The organism is Pseudomonas sp. Lz4W (assembly GCF_000346225.2).
GTDB classification, from domain to species: domain Bacteria; phylum Pseudomonadota; class Gammaproteobacteria; order Pseudomonadales; family Pseudomonadaceae; genus Aquipseudomonas; species Aquipseudomonas paraversuta.
The window spans coordinates 3,081,687-3,103,119 of record NZ_CP017432.1 but is presented as its reverse complement, the minus strand read 5'-3'; the positions used below and the strand labels follow the sequence as shown (position 1 = coordinate 3,103,119).

Below are 21,433 nucleotides of genomic sequence, written 5' to 3'. Positions count from 1 at the left end.
CATCAGGGGCGCCATAAAAGTTTCGCAATGGCAGTCGAGATAGAGCCGAAACAGACCTGAGTCACTCTGCTGGAGTTAACTCAGGTACAGCACTACAGAATCCGGCACCTCTGGGTTCTCTGCCTTATAGTGGCCTCCTGGGGAGGCGAGGCAGGCCGCTGCGCCGTGCGAGAATGAAGCCATTGATAATCAGCTTCGGCCAATTCCTGCAGTGGGCTCATCAGCCTTGGTCGACCATGTCGGGCTATATGGTCCGTATAGCGGTCTAATTCCCTTCTGCTGACGATCCTCAAGGCACTTGGGTTGCTGATTCCGGCTTCCCCCAGCTGCCAGGGGTAATAGTGGGGATGAGTGCCGGATACGATTTGTCTGACTTCTCTGATGTAGGCCGGGTTGTGATCGAGAAACCCTCCGTTAGCCAGATAGAGGTTCCCGTCAGAGATAACGCTCACGGGAGCTGCCGACGGAAGTTCCAGGGGCCTGCTATAAACGGCGCGCCTGTTAGCCGAATTGGTTTGCCCTAAACTTTGCAAATCACTACGGGACAAGTGCGGCAAAAAGCTATTCCGGATCGGTGTTTGTTCCAGCAAATAGGACAGATCCATGTCGCGCATGGGTGTCACTCGCTGGGTTCCCCCGGGTAATGCACGGCGGCCTCTCGTAACCCCCCCTGCATGTTGCAGTTTGTGCTGCCAGCTGCCCACGAACTTGCCTGCACTCTTCACTCCCTTGGCCGCAGCCCCGGCCATTGACGGAGCCGCCGAAGCCAGCCCGGTTGCCATGCCCACCCAGCCCAGAATCCGCCCGGCGTTTTCATTGCCGGTGGCCAGCAAGGCTATCGAGGCCACATCCGCTGCCAGCGACACCACGCTCAAGGTCGCAGTAGTGACTGCCGTTACATAGCTGGCGGTCAGTGCCGCTGTAGGCGCCGCCAACGCACCCAGGGAGGCCACGGTGCCGACCAGTGCCAGCGCGAGACCGGCCGCCGGCAACAGCCAGTCCAGCCACGAATGGCCCGACGGGTCGATGCGGTTGACCGGATCGCCGGCGCAATAGGCATAGCCATTGAGCCCGCCTTCGCCGAAGGGGCTGAGGCTGTCACGGCTGTGGAAGCGCATCAGTGCGGGGTTATAGATGCGGTAATCACCCAGGAAATACCAGCCGCTGTCCTGTTCGCGCAAAGCGCCGGCGTAGCCCAGTCGGCTGGTGCCGGGCTGGCTCTGGCCGTAGGCGCCGTAGACCGGGGTGTTAATCCCGTCATTGGCCTCAGTGGTTATCGAGCCCTGGGCATCGGTGCCCAGCAGAATCACTTCGCGCACTGCCGATGCAAGACGGCTTTCAGCCACCGGAACGTCACCGGCCCGCACCCAGCGGGTCTGGGTGTTTTCACCTACCTCGCAACTGAGCTGGCCGCCGGTGTGGTAACGCCAGCGCGGGCCATTAGTGTCCTCGGTCTTGATGATGTTGCCCGCCGGGCCGTAGTGCCAGCGGCGTTCGCCTGTAGGCAGGGTGACGCCAATGAGTCGGCCCAGGGCATCGTAGTGCAGCGGATTGCCCCGTTCATCCTTGAGTAAATTGCCCAGCGCGTCGTACTCCAGGGTTACCGGTGCAGGGTAATCGGCGCGGCTGTGGCTGACGCTAAGCAGTTGGGTAAGGTCGGCGGGGTTGTAGCCGAATACGCTGACATTGTTGACGCTGGCGTCGGCAAAGACCGTTTCCAGACGCAGGACGTTGTCGAGGGCGTCGTATTGAAAGTGCTGCTCGCGGTAGGTTTTGCCGTGGGCATCTTCGGGCAACGACGGGCCTGCAAGGCGATGGGCAATCATCCGTCCGCGCAGGTCGTAGTCGAAGCTTTCACTACGCACCAGAACACCGTCATGGGTCAGTTCACGCTGCGCAAGCTTGCCGTCTTTACGCCATTGCTGGGTCTGGATTTCAAGGGACTGTCGGGTGGGCGTGCGGGTAGCCGTTTCTCGGCGGGCCGGACGGCCCAGGCTGTCGTAGCCCAGGGTTACGGTCATGTCCCGCGAGCCGTCTATAGATTGCGTGCGCTGCTGATGAATTCGCGAGGCTGCATCGTAGGTGACGCTAATAGTGACGTCAGGGCCTTGCTGTTGAATCAAGCGACCCAATTCGTCGTATTGGCAGCGCTGTTCGGCGCCGTCGGCATCGGTCAGCCGCGTCACTGTGCCCGCCGGTGTAGTGCTTTGCTGTTGCGAGCGCGGCTGGTCGCCGTGCCAGGCGTAGTCGGCTTTGCTCAGTTGGCCGGACGGAGACCAGTGATCTTTTTGCAGACCCAGATTGCCCCGGGATTCCAGCAAACGGCCGCTTAGCGGATCGTATTTATTGAACACACTGATCCCGGGCGCTTGCAGCGACAGCAATGCGTCGCCCAGTTCCGGTTGGCGCTCACTCTGCACCCGGGTACCGTCGGGCAGGATTTGGCTATGGGCGTGGATTTCTCCTTCGGCATATTCCCATTTGGAGGCACTCTGCCCGACCTTTTCCCACACCAGTCGGCCCAGACCGTCATATTTGCGCTCGCCCAGCAGGACTTCATTACTGCCCAATGAAGGGTGGCTAATCGATACCGTAGTCGGCAATTCACTGTCATGGCCTTCGGCATAGGTGCGCTTGATGACACTGCCGTCGGGCAGGGTGGTGGATACCAGTCGGTCCAGTACATCCCACTCCTGCCGGGTCTCCCGGCCCATGGCATCGGACTGGCTGATGCAGCGGCCCAACCCGTCATAGGTCCAGCTCAATTCGTGCTGAAGTACGCCGTCTGCGCAATACAATCGCTCGGTCAGCGGCTTGCCATCCAGGGTGTGGGTGGTGACTGTTCTGGCCCCGGCCACGCCATTGGCGTCGGTCTGCCAGCTGCTGCCGGTCAGGGCCACCGGGTCGGCCAGGGTGTGCTGGGTGACACCGTCCGCGCCGGTTTCGGTCAGCACATTGCCCCAGTCATCAAAGGTCCGCTCAGTGGTCAGGCTCAGGGCCGGGACGTCTTCGTTACCGGGATCGTAAGTCGTTTCACGGAACACCCGGCCCAGCACGTCATATTCGGCGGTCCAGGCGGTATAGGTCTCACCGCTGTCGGTCTGTTTTTCACGGCGGATTTCCCGGGCCATGCCATCGAGCCAGACAGTTTCCTTACGCCCGGAAGCGCCGATTCGGGTCTGGCAGCGCTCGTTCGCTGACAAGGAATAGGCCCAGTTGACCTTGGCCTCGAAGGCTGAATCCGGAGCCGCGACTTCCTGAGTCACACGCCCCAGGGCATCGTGGGCAAAGGCCATGCGCAACTGCTCGTCGGTCTGCTCGGTGACCATCAGGCCGGAGTACAAATCCTGCGACGATTGCGCAACAGTTGACTGGCCATCGTGACCTGTAATCGTGACATTTTCCTGCAGCACGGCACGTTGAAGAGAGCGTGCGTCTGGCGCTTGGGTCAGGGTGTAGCTGTAGGTCCGGGTGGTGCTTTTGCCCTGTACCCTTTGGGTTTCGCTAAGCATACGGCCGTGATGGGGTGAGGCCGGAGCATTGATAAAGGTCTGGCTGGAACGGCCCAATTCAGTGGGTTTATCGCCTTCAACCAGCAGCAACCGCTCTTCGCTGCTCTGGATAAAAGTCGGCAATGCAAACCCTGGAGCATCCCCACGCACGGGCAGGGATTGATAGCGATATCGGGTCTGCTTGACCGGGCCTTCGGTGCCGGGTGGGGGGCTGACCGTACGACTTTTCAGACGGGTGATGCGGCCCAATGGGTCGGCCGGGCAGTTGTCGCTCTCACCGGTTACCGGGTAGTACTCGGACTCTTCAACGACCCCCAATGCATTGCGGTGCCACACCGGGTTGCCCAGCTCGTCGTAGCGGGTTTCTTCTTCGGTAACAAGCTCCCGCAGTACCCGTTGGCCATCCAGCTGCGCCTTGCGGGTAATGACTTTATGCGGGAACTGGAAATACGGCAGTTGCCGGGCAATGGGCAGCCAGGGCTCGTCGTAATAAGTAGTTTCGGTTTCCTGCAGGGTCTGGCCCTGTTGCGTGCGTTCACGGGTCAGCAGGTGGAAGCGGTTAAAGGTGCGGCTGATGGTTTGCAGGGGGGTGCCCCGGGCATCCATCAGGGTTTCGGTGGAGCCATAGAGGAAATCCCCGCCCCCGGTCAGGTGATAGAGATTGTCTTCGCGGTTGCGCCACTGGCGCACTGCCGGCCAGCCAAAATAGTTGTTGCTGCCGTACAGGCGGTAGTCATAGCGAACCAGCTGCACCGGCAGGCCGGCCCCCGGGTCCTTGCGGGTCTGACTGACCACCGGCATCCGGGGGAACGGAGCCCCCGGCGGCAACGCCAGACCGTTTGCCTCGCTATAGGTCACTTCCTCGGTGCTGCCGGTGGGCTGGGTGCATTTGCTCAGCAGCAACAGGCCTGAATCACTGCGGGTGTATTCAAACTGCCAGCCACTGCCGGGCAGGCCGTCCACCGTCACCCGGCGCAACTGCCCGGAGACCCGGTGAAAAGACATGACCACCTGTGAGGGGGTATCCGGTTGCAACGTCAGATGGGTCAGCACGCCCTCGTAGGTCAGTGCCAGCACCGTGCGGCCCTGGGCATCGCTGATTTTTTGCAGGTAGGCCGCATTGCCAACCGAACGCCAGTCAAACCTCAGAGCGCTGCCATCGGCACCCACCAGGGTGCTGACCACCCACAGGCTTGGATGTCCGGGTAAGGGGATAAGGCGTTCACAGCTGCCGTCGTTATGCCGGATCCACATTTCCTGGCGCTGCACCGTGACCGTTACCACCGGCAAGCGCACATCGGGGAAACGCATGCTCTGGCCGACAATCTCACCGCGAAAGCGCTCGCCGGAATTGAGCTGCAGTTGTTGGCTGACACCGTCCCAGGAGGTGGTGCCGAGCATCCAGCCCAGACCAAAGCCCTGGTCGGCTGTCATCAGCGGGCTATGGCTCAGATGCAATTGGCCGATGGGCCCGCGCAAATCATTGGCGGCGCCTGTGGGCAGGCTGATCGAGGCCGAGAACGCACCGGTGCGCGGATCGACCCCGGCACTGATGCTGCTCATAAAGTTGTAGGCGCCGGAATACACATCGCCGCTGTTGAGCAGGCTGGCGGCGGACTGGATGTCGGGGGTGTGCTCAGATGAGTGATGCATGTTTGCTACTCCTTGGCTGGAACGAAATAGCAAAATAGGAGCGCAGGCTTGAGGCTGACAATGAGCAGCAGCTGTAGAGGATGTCATGACAAAAAGTCACCCCGGCAAGTGCGGATGAGCGCTTGTTTGACTGGCGCGATTGCCGCGCAAGTCGCCACAGTGACGGTACGGGTTGCGGTTATTTAAGACTCGATCAACAACGTTCCGACGCTGAGGCTGTAAACTGTGGCGCTTCAAGCGTGACAGTTCCCCAACAAAAAGAGATTTACATGGCCAACCAAGACATCACCTTCACCCCTGATCCAGACACCCAATCGATCTCGTCCGACGTGGCCGGTTTTGCCGGCCTGCTGGTTTCCACCCAGATTCCCACCCGTGCCGATGGCAGCCTGGAACTGGGGGGTATCACCGAGCAGAGCGAATGCACGCTGCAAGCGCTCAAGGTCGCGCTGGAACGCGCAGGCAGCTCCATGGACCGGGTCTTGCATCTGACCATTTACCTCACGGACATGGCTGACCGCGCGGCATTCAACGAGGTGTACAAGCGTTTCTTTGCCAGGCCATGGCCGGTTCGCGCCGCCGTGGGTGTAGCCGCATTGGCAGTCGAAGGCATGCGTGTGGAAGTGACCGCAATGGCAGCCAAGGGCTGAGCCGTTCCATTTTTCCAGCAAGGTAAAGACCTCCATGGACAAGCTTGACCGGGCCATCCTGCAAATTCTGCAAACCGATTGCACGCGGCCGGTGGCCGAGATTGCCGACCAGATTGGCTTGGGCAGCACGGCGTGCTGGCGGCGGATTCAGAAGCTGGAAGAGTCCGGAATCATCCGTGCCCGGGTCGCCTTGCTGGACGGCCACAAACTCAATGTCGGGGTGGTGGTGTTCGTGTCGATCAAAACCACGCAACACAATGCGCACTGGCTGGCGCAGTTTCACGCCGCGGTCTCGGCAGTGGATGAGGTGGTGGAGGTCTATCGGATGGCGGGTGACACGGATTACCTGTTGCGGGTGGCAGTGCCGGATGTCGCGGCCTATGACGGGGTTTACAAACAGTTGATTTGCATCCCGGGTCTGGCCGACATCAGCTCGAGTTTTTCCATGGAGCAAATCAAGTATTCCACGCGGCTGCCTCTGCGCTATGCGCCATAAGGTGTGTAGTCGCCACAGCGCAGACTTGTAGAAGCGAGCTTGCTCGCGATGGGTTCAGGCCACCGCAACCCTGCATTGTTTAAACGCTATATCCAGAGCCCGATGGAAGTCTTCGACCAGGTCGTCGATGTGTTCCAGCCCGGCATGTACCCGAATCAAATAACCTTCGTCGGGCTGGCGGGTGCAGCTGCGCACAGGCTGGCCGACCGGGACCACCAGGCTTTCGAAGCCGCCCCAGGACAGCCCGATCCCGAACAGTTGCAAATTATCGAACAGCCGCCCCAGCACGGCTGTGTCCCGGGTTTTGACCCGTATCGAGAACAGGCCGCTGGCGCCCAGAAAATCCCGCTTCCAGAGGTCATGCCCGGGGTCATTGGCCAGGGCCGGGTGCAGCACTTGGCTGATGGCCGGGTGCTCGCTCAGGCTTTGCGCCAGTGCCACGCCGCTACGCCAGTGTTGTTGCAGGCGGATCGGCAGGGTGCGCAAGCCACGCAGTGCCAGAAACAAGTCGTCCGGGCTGGCGGTCTGCCCGAAATCATGGGCCCCGGCTTTAAGGATCTCCCAGGCCTTCTGGTTGGCCGTGGCCGTGCCCAGCAGGGCGTCCGAGTGGCCGACGATGTATTTGGTGGCCGCCTGGATGGACACATCAACCCCATGTTCAAACGGCTTGAAGTACAGGGGGGATGCCCAGGTATTGTCCAGCAGCACAAAGGCGCCTGCCTCGTGGGCGGCAGCGCAGATTGCAGGCAGGTCGGCCACCTCGAACGTGAGCGAGCCTGGTGATTCGGTGAAGACTACCCGGGTGTTGGGGCGCATGAGGGCAGCAATACCGGCGCCAATCAGCGGTGAAAAATACTCGACTTCAACCCCCAGGCGGCTCAGTACATTGCTGGCAAACGTACGTGTGGGCCCGTAGATGTTGTCAGTCATCAGCACATGATCGCCGGCACTGACAAAAGCCAGCAGGGCGTGGGTGCAGGCTGCCAGGCCCGAAGGGAAAACCAGGCAGCCATGGCCGCCTTCAAGCTCGGCCATGGCCTGCTCGAACGAGCGGGTGGTGGGTGTGCCGAAGCGTCCATAGTTGGAGTAGGGATTGCCGTTTTTTTTGCTCGCCTCCCAGCTGGCGAAGCTGTCCGCCAGGACGGTCGAACCGCGAAAGACCGGGGTGTTGACCAGCCCGCCGAAGGCCTGCGGGGTTCTTCCGGCGTGTATGTAGCGAGTCATGGCGTCATGCATTACAGCGGTACCTTCCTGCAAAGTGTGAGGAAAATGGTACCGACTAATGGAGCGAAAAATATTGAATGTTTTTGCCTGTTATCAGATTTTTGGTAAAAGTTATTCTATAAATATGCATATAAATAGAAAACAAATCTCATAATGAATGGCTGCGTAGGATTCTAGAGCGCGAGGTGCAGTATGGCCCTGCTGCCAGAGGGCGCCGAGCGTGGGGGCTCAATCAAGGGCGGGTGAAATTGCCCTCGCAGGGGGCTGTCATCAAGGCCCCTGGCTGGCTGCCACCCATGACGCCAAGGGCCGGGATTCAGCGATCAGCTCACCTGACCGCCGGTTTCAAGCACATCCTGTTCGGTGTTCAGCGCGCTGATCAGGGCAATCCGCAGCCCTTGAACCACAGTCTCCAGTGCCATGGACGGCACCCCGGACTCCAGGGCCAGTTGCGGCAGCGTGGGGATATGGATAAAGCCACTGCGTACTCCCGAGCCGGCGAGGGCGTGCTGCAAGCTATAGAACACCTGATTGCAGACAAAGGTGCCGGCTGTATGGGATACCGAGGCGTCAATGCCGGCAGCCTTGATTGCCCGCACCATGGCCTTGATCGGCAAGGTGCTGAAATACGCTGCAGGCCCTTGCACCACCACCGGCGTGTCGATCGGTTGCAGGCCCTGGTTGTCGGGGATTCGCGCGTCATTGAGGTTGATTGCCACCCGTTCGACCGACAAGTCTGCACGGCCGCTTGCCAGGCCTACGGCAATCACCATCTCGGGTGCCAGTTGCGCCAGAAACTCGGCAAGCCGGGCTGGCGCCTCGGCGAAGGCGCAGGGCAACAGGCGGGCGACGATGCGCACATCATCGCTGAGCAAAACGCCGTCCAGAAGGCGCACGGCCTCCCAGGACGGGTTGATCGTATCTTGGTCGAACGGTTCAAAACCGGTCAGCAGCACAGTGCGCATGGCGGGCCTCACATCAACAGATAAAGCAGGACGATATTGACCACCAGCATCAGCAGCGCCGTTGGCATCTGGGCCTTGATCACGGCGTATTTGTCCGGCAGCTCCAGCAGGGCGACGGGCACGATGTTGAAGTTGGCTGCCATTGGCGTCATCAGGGTGCCGCAATAGCCGGAAAACATGCCGATCGCCGCCATCACTGCCGGGTTGGCATCGTAGACCCCCACCAGTATTGGCACCCCGACACCGCCGGTCATCACCGGGAATGCAGCAAAGCCGTTACCCATGATCACGGTAAACAGGGCCATGCCCAGCACGTAGACCATCACTGCTACCAGACGGTAGTCCATGTTGATGTAGGCGGTGGTGACGTGGGCAACTGCCGCGCCGACTCCGGCGTCATTGAACAGCAGGCCGAGCATGGCCAGCATTTGCGGCAATACCATGGTCCAGCCCAGGGCTTCGGTCAGACGCCGGGACTCGCGCAAGCCCTGCAGCGGTGTGTCGCGGGTCAGAATGCAAGCCAGTACCAGTGCCACCATGCAGCCGATGCCCAGCGATACGAAGGTAGTGTTCTTCGGGTCGAGCAGCGGTACGCCGCCGATCTGGACGTTTTTGAGCAGCACCGAGCCAATCACCGTTACCAGTGGAATCGACAGCGCCGGGATAAACAGCTTGTGGCCCAAGCGGCCGGCGCTGGCCCGTGCAGCTTTGACGTGCAACTCGGCATGGGCGCCGCGACCGACGCCACCGATGCCGGCAATAACGGCCATCACCAGCACGCCAACCCCGACCACGAACGGCGAAAGCCGGTCACCAATCAGAAATACCATGGCGAACAGTGCCCAGAACAGGCTGCTGGTCCAGCGCTTGGGGTGGGTGCGGTCAGTTGCGATCATGCCCGCGGTGATCAGCAACAGCGCGCCGGCCAGCCAGTAGAAATACTCGATAGAGATAATCATCGTGCCAGCTCCTTCGCCGCGTCAGCATCGTCTTGAGCGACTTCGGCCATACTGCGCGACAGCATCAGATCGAAGCGATACAGGCGTAATGCATGGATGATAAAGGCGCAGATGGCGGTGGGGATGCCCCAGAAGGCAATGTGCAGCGGCTCGACATCCAGCCCCGAGCCCAGCAGGAAGGTATGCATCAGGGCGATGGCACCAAAGGCGACAAAAATATCTTCGCCAAAGAACAGGCCGATGTTATCGGTGGCGGCGCACATGGCCAGCACCTTGTGTCGCACCTTGTCCGGCAGCTTGCCGTATTTGTTCTCGGCCGCACCCTCGGCCATGGGGGCCAGCAACGGGCGCACCATTTGCGGATGACCGCCCAGGCTGGTCAGGCCCACCGCGGCGGTGGCTTCACGCAGGAACAGGTACATGATCAGCAGCCGGCCGACGGTTGCCCGCTGAAAGCTGGCGATCCAGTTTTGTGCATGCAGGCGCAAACCGTGGCGCTCCAGCAGGCCGATCACCGCCAGGGGTAATAACAGAATGAGTTGCAGGGCGCGGGTCTGGAGAAAGCCTTCGCCCATCAGGGTAATGATTTTTTCCAGGGGGAAGTGGGCTGCAAGGCCGGTGACGATAGCCGCCGCGCTCACCACCAGCAGTGGATTGAAGCGCAGTATAAAGCCCGCAATGATGACGAACACGCCAATCAGGGGCCACAGGTTTACGACGGTTTGCATGAGGGGGAAATCCCTTAGCTGAATGCCGCAACACCAGGGCAGGCTGGTGCGGGCAAGGCGAAAGCGGTCAGGCACACTTTCGCAAAATCGGTACGCTGCCGGACTCAGCGTGTTTTTTTATTTTTGACGCCCGATGAGGGAGCATCATTGGCCGATATGGTTGGTGGCTTTGAGCTACGCGTCCAGTCAAAAAAAGTTGTCACCCCCGAACAAAAAAGTTTTGCCAATCACCGACTTAAGCCGACTGGATTGAGTTCACGGCAAAGGTTTAGAGTGACGCACTTGTTCCGGTCCGGAGAAAACCCCCTTAATGAACATGCGTTTTCTTCTTACGTTCGTCTGGGTGGCGCGTCTTGGCAGTTTCCGCCTGACCGCAGAGAAACTTTCAACCACCCAGGCGGCGATATCCAGTCGCATATCGGTCCTCGAAACCGAGCTGGGTGTGCAGTTGTTCCTGCGTGACTCGCGTGGGGTAAGCCTGACGCGCGAGGGGCACAAGGTGCTGGGTTACGCCGAAGAAATGCTGGCCACCCAGCAACGGCTGCAGCAGTCCCTGGGCCTGGCCGACAGCTTTGCCGGGCGCTTGCGGATCGGGGTGATGGACACCGTGATTCACAGTTGGCTGAGCGAGTTGATCAGTGCCTTGAGCCGCGATTATCCGCAGGTCGAAGTCGAACTGACGGCCGATACCGCGCTGAACCTGAGTGAGCAATTGCTCAAGGGGCAGCTGGATCTGGTGTTCCAGACCGATCTGCTCCGGGCAGACGGGGTACGCAACGTGCAACTGGCCAGTTACCCGCTGAGCTGGGTCGTGGCCCGTGCTGGCGCGCAGGATCGCAGTTACGCCAGCCTGGCGGATCTGTGTCAGGAACGGTTGCTGACGTTCTCCCGGCATTCCCGGCCCCATCAGGACATGCTCAACTTTCTGCATCAGCACGCCATTGCGGCGCCGAGGGTCAGCTGTATCAACTCGGTGGCGGCCATTATCAAACTGGTAGCCGACGGTTTCGGCATCGGCGCCTTGCCTCCGGTACTGGTCAGCCGTGAATTGCAGAGCGGGGCGATGATCGCCTTGCCGATCGAGGCCGCTCCGGGTTTTTCGGTGTATGCCAGTTGGCGCGCCGGTGCCGGCCTGGAGTTGAACGAGGCGGTGGTTAATCTGAGCCAGGCCGTTGTGGCCGAGTATCAGCGCAGCGTGTCGCCGGCCCACTTTGTGTTGCCGCACAACTGATCCGCTTTTATTCGCATTATCTGCGACTGTTATGTGTGCAGTTCGCGGCGCAGAATTGCCCCCAACCTTTCGAGACAGGCAAGGGCGTGAGCCCCGGGCATCACTCCCATGGTGCTGGCAGGTGTTCTGCGCCTGTTTTATTACGAACGTTTGAGGGCAATTGTTATGGGCAAGATGGCATGGTTTTTAGGTGGTTTTTTGGCGTTGACCATCGGCATCGGCATTTTGGCGACGATCCCGCCGGGTTGAGCCAGCATCGGTTCACACCTGTGCACATGCTTACCAAACAACCGCATTTTCTGTAGTCGCTGCCCAGATGCGGTTCAGGCTCGCAGTGCCTGCTCGATATCCGCCAACAAATCGGCAATGTCTTCCAGACCTACCGCCAGTCTCACCAGCCCCTCGGAAATATCATGCCGCTCCCGTTCTTCCAGGGTGTAGGTGGAGTGGGTCATGCTCGCGGGATGCTGCGCCAGCGACTCTGCTCCGCCGAGGCTGACTGCACGGCTGAACAGTTGCAGGGCGTTCATGAACCGCTGGCCCGCGGCAAGGCCACCCTTGAGTTCAAAGGCGATCATGCCCCCCGGCAGTTTCATTTGCCGGGATGCCAGTGCGTGCTGGGGAAAAGAGGGCAGGCCGGGGTAGGCGACCCATTCCACTGCTGGGTGCTCCTGCAAACAAGCGGCGATGACTTGAGCGTTGCTGCAATGGCGGTCCATGCGCAAGGCCAGGGTCTTGAGGCCGCGCATCAATAGATAGGCATCCTGGGGCGACATTACTGCACCCGTGAGGTCCTTGAGGCCCTGCAGGCGGATCCGGTCTGCCAGGGCCTGACTGGTCACGACGATGCCCGCCGTAATGTCACTGTGACCGCTGAGGTATTTGGTGGCCGAATGCACGACCAGGTCGGCGCCCAGTTCCAGCGGGCGTTGCAGGTACGGGGTGCAGTAGGTGTTGTCGATAGCCACGACAATGTCCTGGTGCTTGTGGGCAATGTCTGAAACGGCGGCTATATCCACCAGCTTCATGTTGGGGTTGGCCGGTGATTCGAAGTAGATCATGCGCGTTGCCGGGCTGATCGCGGCTTCGAGTTCGATCAGGTCGGACATGTCGACATGCTTGACCTTGACCCCGAATTCGCCGATGCCGTGGTGCAAAAGGGCAAAGGTGCAGCCGTATAGCGTGCGGTTGACGATGATTTCATCGCCGGGTCTGAGCAGGGTCCAGAAGGTGGCGGCAATCGCTCCCATGCCGGAGCTGAATGCCACACCCGCTTCGCCGTTTTCCAGTGCCGCCATGCGCGACTCCAGCAGGGCCAGGGTCGGGTTGGAAATGCGGGTGTAAAAATGCCCGCTTTGCTCACCGGCAAAACACCCTGCGCCATATTCGACGGTGGGAAAGGCAAAGGTTGAGGTGAGATAAATCGGTGGTATCAGCGCGCCGTTATTCTGCAGTGGATCGTAGCCGTGATGAATCGCGCGGGTAGAAAAACCGAAGTCATTGTTCTTGTCAGTCATGGCGGACTCTCCGATATTTCCTCCGATGCTATGCTTAAAACCAACAATAAAAATTCCATATTGGCCAGCCAAATACAGATTTATTGGCATAAAAGCCGGTCATGCTGAAAGTTGGAGGCAAATTATGCCAATTGCTCTGGATAGAACCGATAAGGCCCTGCTTAGCGCGCTGCAAGGCAATGCGCGCCTGACCATTGCCGAACTGGCCGAGAAAGTTTCGTTGACCACTTCGCCCTGTTGGCGAAGGGTAAAAGCCCTGGAGGAAAGCGGCCTTATTTGTGGCTATCAAGCGATTCTCTCACCCAGGGAGCTGGGCTACGGGGTGACAGCTTTTGTGAGTCTGATGATGGCTTCGCATTCCAGGGAAACCGCAAGGGATTTTGAGCAGCGCTTGCTGGACATCCCTGAAATTATTGCCTGCCATAACATCTCGGGCCGTTATGACTTCTTGCTCGAAGTGGTGGCCAAAGATCTGGAGTCCTTCGGTGAATTTGCCCGGGAGGTGCTGCAGACCTTGCCCGCGGTAAAGGAAATTTATTCAAGTTTCTCGTTCAAGGCGGTCAAGCCCAATCGCGTCATTCCGATGCAACCCTGACTGCCAATCAGCGCACCCCGGGCGTTACGCTGATTGATTCAATCCCCTTGGCTTGTGGACGGGCATAATGCGCCTCGGACTTTCATAATCAGCCAGGAGTTTTGTGACAGTGATGTTTGAAATAAAACCGCTCAGCCCCGAGATCTATCGCCAGAAGACCCGGCGCAGCACCCTGTACATCGCGCTGACCTTTGCCGCATTGGCGCTACTGGTATCCGGGTTGGCAGTGATGCTGCTGGGAGTCGAGGGTGGTGATAATTTCCGTTTGAACCTGGCCGGCGTGATTGTGGCTTTGCTCATCACCATTGCCCTGGTGCGGTTCAACTTCTGGTCGCAGCCCTGGATGGCACCGGCGGTGTATGGCTGGCAGCTCAAACGCAGTCTGATGAAAGTCACCAACGTCATGCACCATGTGACGGCGGGGGTGATGGCTGGCGATGTGACGGCCATGAAGCTGCTGCGCTTCTATCACCTGGGGATTACCCAGATGTACCAGCTGGACGCCAATTCCAGTGCGCTGAGCCAGATGGTTCACGAGATTGATCTGCATAAGGCACGGCTGGAGGCGCTCGGTATCGATACCGAACAGACCCGGCTGGATCCGGCCTGGCTGGAAACGGTCAAAAAATTTGCACCGTTGAAGTAATCCTTTGCCGGGCAAGCCGGGCGCAATGCGCTTTTGCCCGCCCGGCATGCCCCTCAGGACAGGCTCAGCTTACGACGCGATAGCAGGGTACGTATTCTGCGCCACCCGGCAGTTTCATGCGGTGCTGGGCAACGAATGCATGGAGTAGTTTATCCAGCGGTTTCATGATTGCCGGGTCACCATGAATCTCGTACGGGCCGTGCTGCTCGATCAAGTGAATGCCTTTCTCCTTCACGTTGCCCGACACAATCCCGGAAAAAGCCTGACGCAGGTTGATCGCCAGTTCATGGGCCGGCATGTCGCTGCGCAATTGCAGGCTGGCCATATTGGCGTGGGTGGGCTCGAACGGACGCTGGAAGCCCTCATCGATTTTCAATAACCAGTTGAAGTGGAACGCGTCATTGCGCTCGCGGCGGAACATTTTCACCGCCTTGAGCCCCGAGGTCATTTGCCGGGCCACTTCGGCCGGGTTGTCGATGATGATCTGGTAATGGGTCTGTGCCGCCTCGCCGAGGGTGGCGCCGACAAATTCATGCAGCTGCTGCAAATAGGGTGCTGCTTCCTTTGGCCCGGTCAGGATGACCGGGAACGGCACATCGCTGTTTTCCGGGTGCATCAGGATACCGAGCAGATACAGGAACTCTTCGGCAGTCCCGGCGCCGCCCGGGAAGATGATCACGCCGTGGCCAACCCGGACGAAGGCTTCAAGACGTTTTTCGATGTCCGGCAGAATCACCAGTTCGTTGACGATGGGGTTCGGCGCTTCGGCGGCGATGATGCCCGGTTCGGTCAGGCCCAGATAACGGCCACCGGTCAAACGCTGTTTGGCGTGGGAAATGGTGGCCCCTTTCATTGGCCCCTTCATCACGCCCGGGCCGCAGCCGGTGCAGATGTCCAGGCTGCGCAGGCCCAGTTCGTGGCCGACCTTTTTGGTGTACTTGTACTCTTCGGTATTGATCGAGTGACCACCCCAGCACACGACGATCTTGGGTTCTACGCCCGGGCGCAGGGTGCGGGCGTTGCGCAGCAGGTGGAACACATAGTCGGTGATGCCTGCTGAGGTGCTCAGGTCGATGCGCGGGCTGTCCAGGCCGCTTTGGGTGTAGACAATGTCGCGCAGGGCGCTGAACAGCATCTCGCGGGTGCTGGCGATCATTTCGCCATCAACGAATGCATCAGCCGGCGCATTGAGCAGTTCAAGGCGAACGCCACGGTCCTGCTGGTGAATCCGCACCTCGAAATCCTGATAGGCCTCAAGGATGGTTTTAGCGTTGTCGACCTGGGCGCCGGTATTGAGGATCGCCAGCACGCACTGTCGGAACAGGGTGTAACTGCTGCCTGAGCCGACTTCGCTCAATTGCTGAACTTCACGTTGCGAGAGTGTTTCCAGACTGCCTTTCGGGCTGACCGAGGCATTGATGACTTGTCTTTGAACCATTATGGGCTTCCTGTAAGCGGGATCGAAAAGTGGCTTGGCGCAGCTATTGAGTTCATATCAGCCATCTGCATCTGCCGAGCGAGAGGTCCCAACTCTTACGTCTTTAGATTTATTCGCTTTAAGCATAGTAGCCCCGGGTGGGGCCTGTCACAGCTTTGACAACAGTACCACTGCAGGCGGATAAGGCCAGCGCAGCCCTGTTTAGAGCAGCGGGCGCGGCAAAGGTGCGGGGGTTTGAGTTAATCTTTTGCACAATCAGGGATCACCATCCCGCTCGCGAATATTTGAGGAACCGCCATGATCATCACCACCACCAACCGAATAGAAGGCCGCCAGATCACCGAGTACCTGGGAGTGGTCAGTGCCGAGTCGGTACACGGCATCAACGTAGTGCGGGATTTTTTTACCGGAGTGCGGGATTTCTTTGGCGGGCGCTCTCAGACCCTGGAGCGGGCACTGAAAGAAGCGCGTGCCGAGGTCACGGATGAAATTCGCGACAGGGCGCAAGGCTTGCGGGCAGATGCCATTGTCGGGCTGAACTTCGAAATCAGCATGCCTTCAGGGCGTGGCGGGATGCTGGTGGTGTTTGCCACCGGCACGGCAGTGCGCCTGGGCTAGAATCCGGCAGCCATCAAGGCTGCCGAATGGCCGATGCAACCCAAATAAGGGCTTAGACGGTTGTAGTACCCACTGCCGCGGTTTTGGACAGGGCGTCCTGCAGCTTCTGCTCTTGTTCAGGGGACAGCGAGGTGCGCAGGACCTTGCCTTTGAAGTTTGAGTCTTCAAGCTCTTGCAGCACTTTTTCCGGCTGGAATTTGCGCAGCAGCAAAAACAGGGCCGAGGAATCGTTGGGGATGGTTTCGCTCAGGGACTTGATGAACTGGTCATCAATCCCGTAGTCGCTCAACGAACCCGAAAGGGCGCCGGTGCCTGCGCCCAGAGCGCCGCCAATGGCAAAACCGGCCAGCGGGTTGAGGAACAGCAGGCCCACCAGTGCCCCCCAAAGGCCGCCGGTGACCAGGCCAGAAGTAGCCCCGAGAGCGGTAAGATTGACGCTTTGCTTGATATGGATTTTGCCGTCGGCGTTACGAACGACAATGACCGCATCTTCCAGCTCTACCAGGTGCTCTTTGCTGAGCGAAACCATTTTGGTGAGGGCGCGATCTGCTACTTCGGTATCTGAAAATCCCACTACGATTAAATCGGACATGTCTTTCATTCCTTGACGGTACAGGTCCAGCCCTTTGCCGGGCTGACATTAGGAGGCGCTTTCAGACCTTCATCAGTGCAGTGACTCAGTCTGTATCAGCTTTCTACGCGGACTGAGCGTGGTCGCAAACCTTGGAACGGTCAAGTAGGCAGGAATAATCCAGTACTGAAGCAGGCTTGAACAAGCGAGGGGGAGGGCGTGACGGGTTGCCTCTGAGGTCGTGGATTGAGGAGGGCTGGCCGGGCAGCCCTGACACTCATTCCAAGGGCTGATACCTCGGAGGTTTACGGTTGATCGTTTTTGTCAGAGGCAGACAGACCTGCCTGGATGCGTTGATAAATTTCTTCACGGTGAACAGCGACATCTTTCGGCGCGTTGATGCCGATTCTGACCTGTTGCCCGCTGACTCCTAAAATAGTGATCGTAATATCATCACCAATGTTTATGCTTTCACCAACTTTACGGGTGAGAATCAGCATTTTTTTCTCCTTGAGGGCTTTGTAAGGCACGTCTCTGAGACGGTGCGGCTTCGTTCATGACTACAGAATACTGCTTAGTGCGTATAAATGCGCCGCTCATTACAGACGTCAGCGCCAGGGACTTAATTCCCCACAGGGGAAAAGTTCTCGCGTATGAGCCTTAAATTGGGGCGAATCGGATTTGTTCAAGGTGAGCAATGGTTGGTGCCCCAGTGATAAAATCGATTCACACAAACAGACAGGGGAAACGCAGTGCGTAAAGTCATCGTGATGACAGCAATATTGGCCTTGACGGCTTGCGGTCAGGAGTCTAACGATAAAATCCAGCGGGCTAAAGCAGCTTCTGAAGCTACGGCGGTCCAGGCCCCGGTTGCCCGTTGGGCGCTGGAGATCACCGAGGGCCAGCGCGCAACTATCACCGACACCACGGGAAGGCTTCTTGACAATGGTTTCACTCCTTATATTTATGAGCGTGAGGGCGTGAAACACTTCCTGGTCGGACCATTCGCCACTGAAGCCCAGGCTCATGAGGCGCAGGAAAAAATGAAACTCAAGCCCAAACTCGATGGCATTGAAACGGACGTGATTGAATTACCCGCCGCGAATTAAACTGCCTCAGTGTCGCGTAGCAGCGTAAGCGTAGCCTTAACAGGCGCTATGCGACGCCTCGGGCGAGAATATTTTGCGTCTGCGGGGGGGCCTGAATTGTCAGGGTGCTCATCGATGAAGCACAAGGACAAGGGCGATAAGCAATGAGCAATCACAAAATTGAAATTCGCCGGGCGAACGTAGAAAAAATCCTTCTCGGCGCCGAGAAGATTTTTGCAGAAAAAGGCTTTGCGGGCGCGGCAATGGCGGACATCGCCGCTGAAGTTCAGCTGCCACGCTCCAACCTGCATTATTACTTCAGCACCAAAACCGAGCTCTATAGTGCAGTGCTGCTGGGCCTGCTCGACGTGTGGAAACAGGATGCGCTGTGTTTCGAGACCTACGACGACCCACGGCTGGTACTCAGCAGTTATATCCGGGCCAAAATGAACCATTCGCGCACCCGGCCTTACGGCTCGAAAGTCTGGGCCAACGAAATCATCCACGGCGCTCCTTCGCTGGGCCTGGCGCTGGATGCCAGCCTCTATGACTGGGCCAAGATGAAAGAAGCCAAGATCCGGCAATGGGTGGTGGACAAGCGGATTCTGCCGGTGGAGCCCGCCAGCGTGCTGTACATGATCTGGGCCTCAACCCAGCATTACGCCGACTTCGACCATCAGGTAAACATCCTCAACGATCACCAGCCGCTGTCGGACATCCAGTTCGAACGGGCGGTGCAGACGGTCACCAGCGTGATCCTGCGCGGGATCGGCCTGGAGCCCTGAGCGGTAGCCGGCTCCCACAGGCTCAGACCTGCAGGAGCGAGCTTGCTCGCGACGGGGTTATCCGCTGGCCCCGTGCTTCAGGACGCCACGTGATACGGATTGCGTGGATCATGGTTCCAGTCCAGGAACGGCAAGCCATTGTCGTGTGGCACCATCTCGATACATGACTCCACCGGGCAGGTGATCTGACACAGATTGCAACCCACGCACTCGTCCTCGATAACCTCATAACGACGGGTACCGTCGGCCAGCTTGACGCTGGAAATGGCCTGGTGCGACGTGTCTTCACAGGCAATGTGGCAGCGCCCGCAACCGATACAGGCATCCTGGTCGATTTTGGCGATCACCTGGTAATTGATATCCAGGTACTTCCAGTCGGTGGTGTTGCCCACAGCGCGCCCGGAGAAATCCTCCAGGCTGGTGTAGCCCTGGCTGTCCATCCAGCGCGACAAGCCATCCTTCATCTCGTCCACAATCCGGAACCCGTGGAGCATCGCTGCGGTACACACCTGCACCGCGCCACAGCCCAGGGCGATGAATTCCGCCGCATCACGCCAGCTGCCGATGCCGCCAATGCCGCAGATCGGCAAGCCCCGGGTTTGTGGATCGCGGGCAATTTCGGCCACCATATTCAGGGCTATCGGCTTGACCGCCGAGCCGCAATAGCCGCCGTGGGTGCTCTGGCTGCCGACCATTGGCAGCGCCACCATGCGCTCCAGGTCGACACTGGTGATGGAGTTGATGGTATTGATCAACGACACTGCATCCGCACCGCCGCGGTGGGCGGCCCGGGCGCTGAGTCGCACATCGGTGATGTTGGGCGTCAGCTTGACGATCACCGGCAGCGAGCAATAGGTCTTGCACCAGCGGGTCACCATCTCCACGTACTCGGGCACCTGGCCCACCGCCGCCCCCATTCCCCGCTCAGGCATGCCGTGGGGGCAGCCGAAATTCAGCTCGATACCATCGGCGCCGGTGGCCTCAACCAGCGGCAGGATGTATTTCCACGCCTGCTCCTCGCACGGCACCATCAATGACACGATCAACGCCCGGTCCGGCCAGTCTTTTTTGACCTGGGTAATTTCCCGTAGATTGATCTCCAGGGAGCGATCGGTAATCAACTCGATATTGTTGATGCCCATGACTTCGCGGTTAGGCCCGAAGTGGGCTGAATAGCGGGACGACACGTTGACCGCCGCCGGGTCTTCACCCAGGGTTTTCCAGACCACGCCGCCCCAGCCCGCTTCATAGGCGCGGACCACGTTATAGGCTTTGTCGGTGGGGGGCGCAGAGGCCAGCCAGAACGGGTTGGGTGCCTTGATACCGGCGAAAACAATCGAGAGATCGGCCATTTACGCTGCCTCCTGGTTAAGCATGAGATGGGCATGAATGGCTTCTGCGGCCAGCTTGCCGTGTTGTACCGCCTGTACGGTCAGATCCTGGCCCAGGGAGGTGCAATCGCCCCCGGCATAGACCCCGGGTACGCTGGTGCGCAGTTGCTCATCCACCTCAATCCGGTCACCCGCACGCTTCAACGCCTGGGCCAGCGGATCGTTCAGCGCGCTTTCATCGAACGTCTGGCCGATGGCCTTGAACACCGCATCTGCCGCCAGTTCGAAGCTTTCACCGGTGCTCACCGGGCGCCCGCCTTCAAGACGGGTACGGGCAAAGCGCATGCCGCGCACGCGGCCTTGTTCATCCAGCAGCAATTCCTGTGGCTGGGCCCAGGTCATCAACCGCACCTGATTGGCCTTGGCAATGTCTTGCTCGTGCCCGGTGGCGCCCATGTCCTCAAGGCCTCGGCGGTACACCAGATTGACTTCGCGAGCACCAAGACGGGCCATTTGCACCGCCATATCGATGGCCGTATTGCCCGCGCCCAGCACGATGCAGCGATCGGCCAGGGGCAGTTGCGTCAGGTCGTCGCTCTGGCGCAGTTCACGGATGTAGTCGGTGGCGGCCAGCAGGCCGGGCGCGTCTTCGTCGGGCAGGCCCAACTGGCGACTGGCTGCCAGGCCGATGGCCAGAAACACCGAATCGAACTGCAGATGCAGCTCGCTCAGACTGAGATTGCTGCCCAGTCGCTGGCCATGGCGCACCTCGATGCCACCGATTTGCAGCACGAAATCCACCTCGCGCTGGGCAAAGTCGTCCACCAACTTGTATTTGGCGATTCCGTATTCATTGAGGCCGCCGGCTTTCTCGCTGGCTTCGAAGATCACGACTTCATGCCCGAGCAGGGCCAGGCGATGGGCACAGGCCAGGCCGGCGGGGCCCGCCCCGACTACGGCGATACGCTTGCCGGTGGGCGCTGCCCGGGTGAACGGGTATTCGCTGAACTGCGCATTGTCCACCGCATACCGCTGGAGCAAGCCAATCAAGACCGGGGCGCATTCCTGGTCGTTATTACGCACGCAGGCCTGCTGGCACAGCACCTCGGTCGGACAGACCCGGGCGCAACTGCCGCCCAGGATGTTGGCCGAGAGGATCTTGTGCGCGGCGCCCTGGACATTCTCCTGCTGGATATTGCGAATGAACGACGGGATATCGATATCGCTGGGGCACGCATTGACACACGGGGCGTCATAGCAATACAGGCAGCGCGAGCTTTCCAGTACGGCCTGTCGGGCGTTCAGGGGCGGTGCCAGATCAGTGAAATGACTGGCCAGCGCCACCGCATCCTGGTGGGAATGCGGCAAATGGTTCAGGGACTTGATCACGTTGGTTGCCTCACGGTTGTGGGGATCGTCTGCCTCT

Annotated in this window: 20 protein-coding genes; 9 read left to right on the top strand and 11 right to left on the bottom strand. The window is 59.4% G+C overall.

Annotated elements, in window-relative coordinates; genetic code table 11:
• Nucleotides 1-92: 92 nt before the first annotated feature.
• The gene (locus B195_RS13995) at nucleotides 93-5,165 is read right to left on the bottom strand and encodes an RHS repeat-associated core domain-containing protein (protein WP_003442372.1); all 5,073 of its coding nucleotides are present in this window, start codon (nucleotides 5,163-5,165) and stop codon (nucleotides 93-95) included.
• 269 nt (nucleotides 5,166-5,434) lie between these two features.
• Between B195_RS13995 and B195_RS13990 the strand changes: the two genes are divergently transcribed.
• On the top strand, nucleotides 5,435-5,815 hold the full coding sequence (locus B195_RS13990) for a RidA family protein (protein ID WP_003442374.1): 381 nt from the start codon (nucleotides 5,435-5,437) through the stop codon (nucleotides 5,813-5,815).
• A 34-nt stretch (nucleotides 5,816-5,849) separates the two neighbouring features.
• Entirely contained in the window at nucleotides 5,850-6,311 is a 462-nt protein-coding gene (locus B195_RS13985; RefSeq protein WP_003442375.1) for an Lrp/AsnC family transcriptional regulator, read from the top strand.
• A gap of 54 nt (nucleotides 6,312-6,365) precedes the next feature.
• Here B195_RS13985 and metC read toward each other — a convergent pair whose 3' ends face one another.
• From metC to B195_RS13965, 4 genes are all read right to left on the bottom strand, one after another.
• Nucleotides 6,366-7,535, bottom strand: a complete 1,170-nt coding sequence (gene metC / locus B195_RS13980) for a cystathionine beta-lyase (RefSeq protein WP_236010230.1) — start codon at nucleotides 7,533-7,535, stop codon at nucleotides 6,366-6,368.
• A gap of 323 nt (nucleotides 7,536-7,858) precedes the next feature.
• Nucleotides 7,859-8,500: a pyroglutamyl-peptidase I gene (pcp, locus tag B195_RS13975; RefSeq protein ID WP_003442377.1), complete on the bottom strand. Its 642-nt coding sequence runs from the start codon at nucleotides 8,498-8,500 to the stop codon at nucleotides 7,859-7,861.
• Nucleotides 8,501-8,508: 8 nt separating this feature from the next.
• Complete coding sequence (locus B195_RS13970) at nucleotides 8,509-9,459, bottom strand: DUF979 domain-containing protein (RefSeq protein WP_003442378.1); 951 nt, start codon at nucleotides 9,457-9,459, stop codon at nucleotides 8,509-8,511.
• Nucleotides 9,456-10,187: a DUF969 domain-containing protein gene (locus B195_RS13965; protein WP_003442379.1), complete on the bottom strand. Its 732-nt coding sequence runs from the start codon at nucleotides 10,185-10,187 to the stop codon at nucleotides 9,456-9,458. The genes B195_RS13970 and B195_RS13965 overlap by 4 nt, the downstream gene beginning before the upstream one ends.
• A 310-nt stretch (nucleotides 10,188-10,497) precedes the next feature.
• On the opposite strand from B195_RS13965, the gene B195_RS13960 reads away from it, so the two are divergent.
• Complete coding sequence (locus B195_RS13960) at nucleotides 10,498-11,418, top strand: LysR family transcriptional regulator (RefSeq protein WP_003442380.1); 921 nt, start codon at nucleotides 10,498-10,500, stop codon at nucleotides 11,416-11,418.
• A 108-nt stretch (nucleotides 11,419-11,526) separates the two neighbouring features.
• The gene (locus B195_RS22940) at nucleotides 11,527-11,667 is read left to right on the top strand and encodes a hypothetical protein (protein ID WP_156428478.1); all 141 of its coding nucleotides are present in this window, start codon (nucleotides 11,527-11,529) and stop codon (nucleotides 11,665-11,667) included.
• Between the two features lie 74 nt (nucleotides 11,668-11,741).
• Here the strand turns inward: B195_RS22940 and B195_RS13955 are convergent, their stop codons facing one another.
• On the bottom strand, nucleotides 11,742-12,935 hold the full coding sequence (locus B195_RS13955; protein ID WP_003442381.1) for a methionine gamma-lyase: 1,194 nt from the start codon (nucleotides 12,933-12,935) through the stop codon (nucleotides 11,742-11,744).
• Between the two features lie 124 nt (nucleotides 12,936-13,059).
• Between B195_RS13955 and B195_RS13950 the strand changes: the two genes are divergently transcribed.
• Both B195_RS13950 and B195_RS13945 read left to right on the top strand, forming a co-directional pair.
• Nucleotides 13,060-13,530, top strand: a complete 471-nt coding sequence (locus B195_RS13950; RefSeq protein WP_003442382.1) for an Lrp/AsnC family transcriptional regulator — start codon at nucleotides 13,060-13,062, stop codon at nucleotides 13,528-13,530.
• A gap of 112 nt (nucleotides 13,531-13,642) precedes the next feature.
• On the top strand, nucleotides 13,643-14,176 hold the full coding sequence (locus B195_RS13945; protein WP_003442383.1) for a DUF3087 family protein: 534 nt from the start codon (nucleotides 13,643-13,645) through the stop codon (nucleotides 14,174-14,176).
• A 64-nt stretch (nucleotides 14,177-14,240) separates the two neighbouring features.
• Here the strand turns inward: B195_RS13945 and ppnN are convergent, their stop codons facing one another.
• Nucleotides 14,241-15,614 (bottom strand): nucleotide 5'-monophosphate nucleosidase PpnN, encoded by a 1,374-nt coding sequence (ppnN, locus tag B195_RS13940; RefSeq protein ID WP_003442384.1) that lies wholly within the window; start codon nucleotides 15,612-15,614, stop codon nucleotides 14,241-14,243.
• A gap of 297 nt (nucleotides 15,615-15,911) precedes the next feature.
• Between ppnN and B195_RS13935 the strand changes: the two genes are divergently transcribed.
• Nucleotides 15,912-16,232: a YbjQ family protein gene (locus B195_RS13935; RefSeq protein ID WP_003442385.1), complete on the top strand. Its 321-nt coding sequence runs from the start codon at nucleotides 15,912-15,914 to the stop codon at nucleotides 16,230-16,232.
• A gap of 52 nt (nucleotides 16,233-16,284) precedes the next feature.
• Here B195_RS13935 and B195_RS13930 read toward each other — a convergent pair whose 3' ends face one another.
• Nucleotides 16,285-16,824 (bottom strand): DUF1269 domain-containing protein, encoded by a 540-nt coding sequence (locus B195_RS13930; protein ID WP_003442386.1) that lies wholly within the window; start codon nucleotides 16,822-16,824, stop codon nucleotides 16,285-16,287.
• A 284-nt stretch (nucleotides 16,825-17,108) separates the two neighbouring features.
• A complete protein-coding gene (csrA, locus tag B195_RS13925) occupies nucleotides 17,109-17,303 on the bottom strand; it encodes a carbon storage regulator CsrA (protein ID WP_003442387.1) in 195 nt (64 codons plus the stop codon).
• 252 nt (nucleotides 17,304-17,555) lie between these two features.
• Between csrA and B195_RS13920 the strand changes: the two genes are divergently transcribed.
• Nucleotides 17,556-17,912: a hypothetical protein gene (locus tag B195_RS13920; protein WP_003442389.1), complete on the top strand. Its 357-nt coding sequence runs from the start codon at nucleotides 17,556-17,558 to the stop codon at nucleotides 17,910-17,912.
• A gap of 143 nt (nucleotides 17,913-18,055) precedes the next feature.
• The gene (locus B195_RS13915) at nucleotides 18,056-18,676 is read left to right on the top strand and encodes a TetR family transcriptional regulator C-terminal domain-containing protein (protein ID WP_003442391.1); all 621 of its coding nucleotides are present in this window, start codon (nucleotides 18,056-18,058) and stop codon (nucleotides 18,674-18,676) included.
• A gap of 77 nt (nucleotides 18,677-18,753) precedes the next feature.
• On the opposite strand, the gene preA is transcribed toward B195_RS13915, so the two are convergent.
• Together preA and B195_RS13905 are read right to left on the bottom strand one after the other, a co-directional pair.
• Nucleotides 18,754-20,028, bottom strand: coding sequence for an NAD-dependent dihydropyrimidine dehydrogenase subunit PreA (gene preA, locus B195_RS13910; RefSeq protein ID WP_003442393.1), 1,275 nt, complete (start codon nucleotides 20,026-20,028; stop codon nucleotides 18,754-18,756).
• Nucleotides 20,029-21,396: an NAD(P)-dependent oxidoreductase gene (locus B195_RS13905; RefSeq protein ID WP_003442396.1), complete on the bottom strand. Its 1,368-nt coding sequence runs from the start codon at nucleotides 21,394-21,396 to the stop codon at nucleotides 20,029-20,031.
• Between the last annotated feature and the right edge of the window lie 37 nt (nucleotides 21,397-21,433).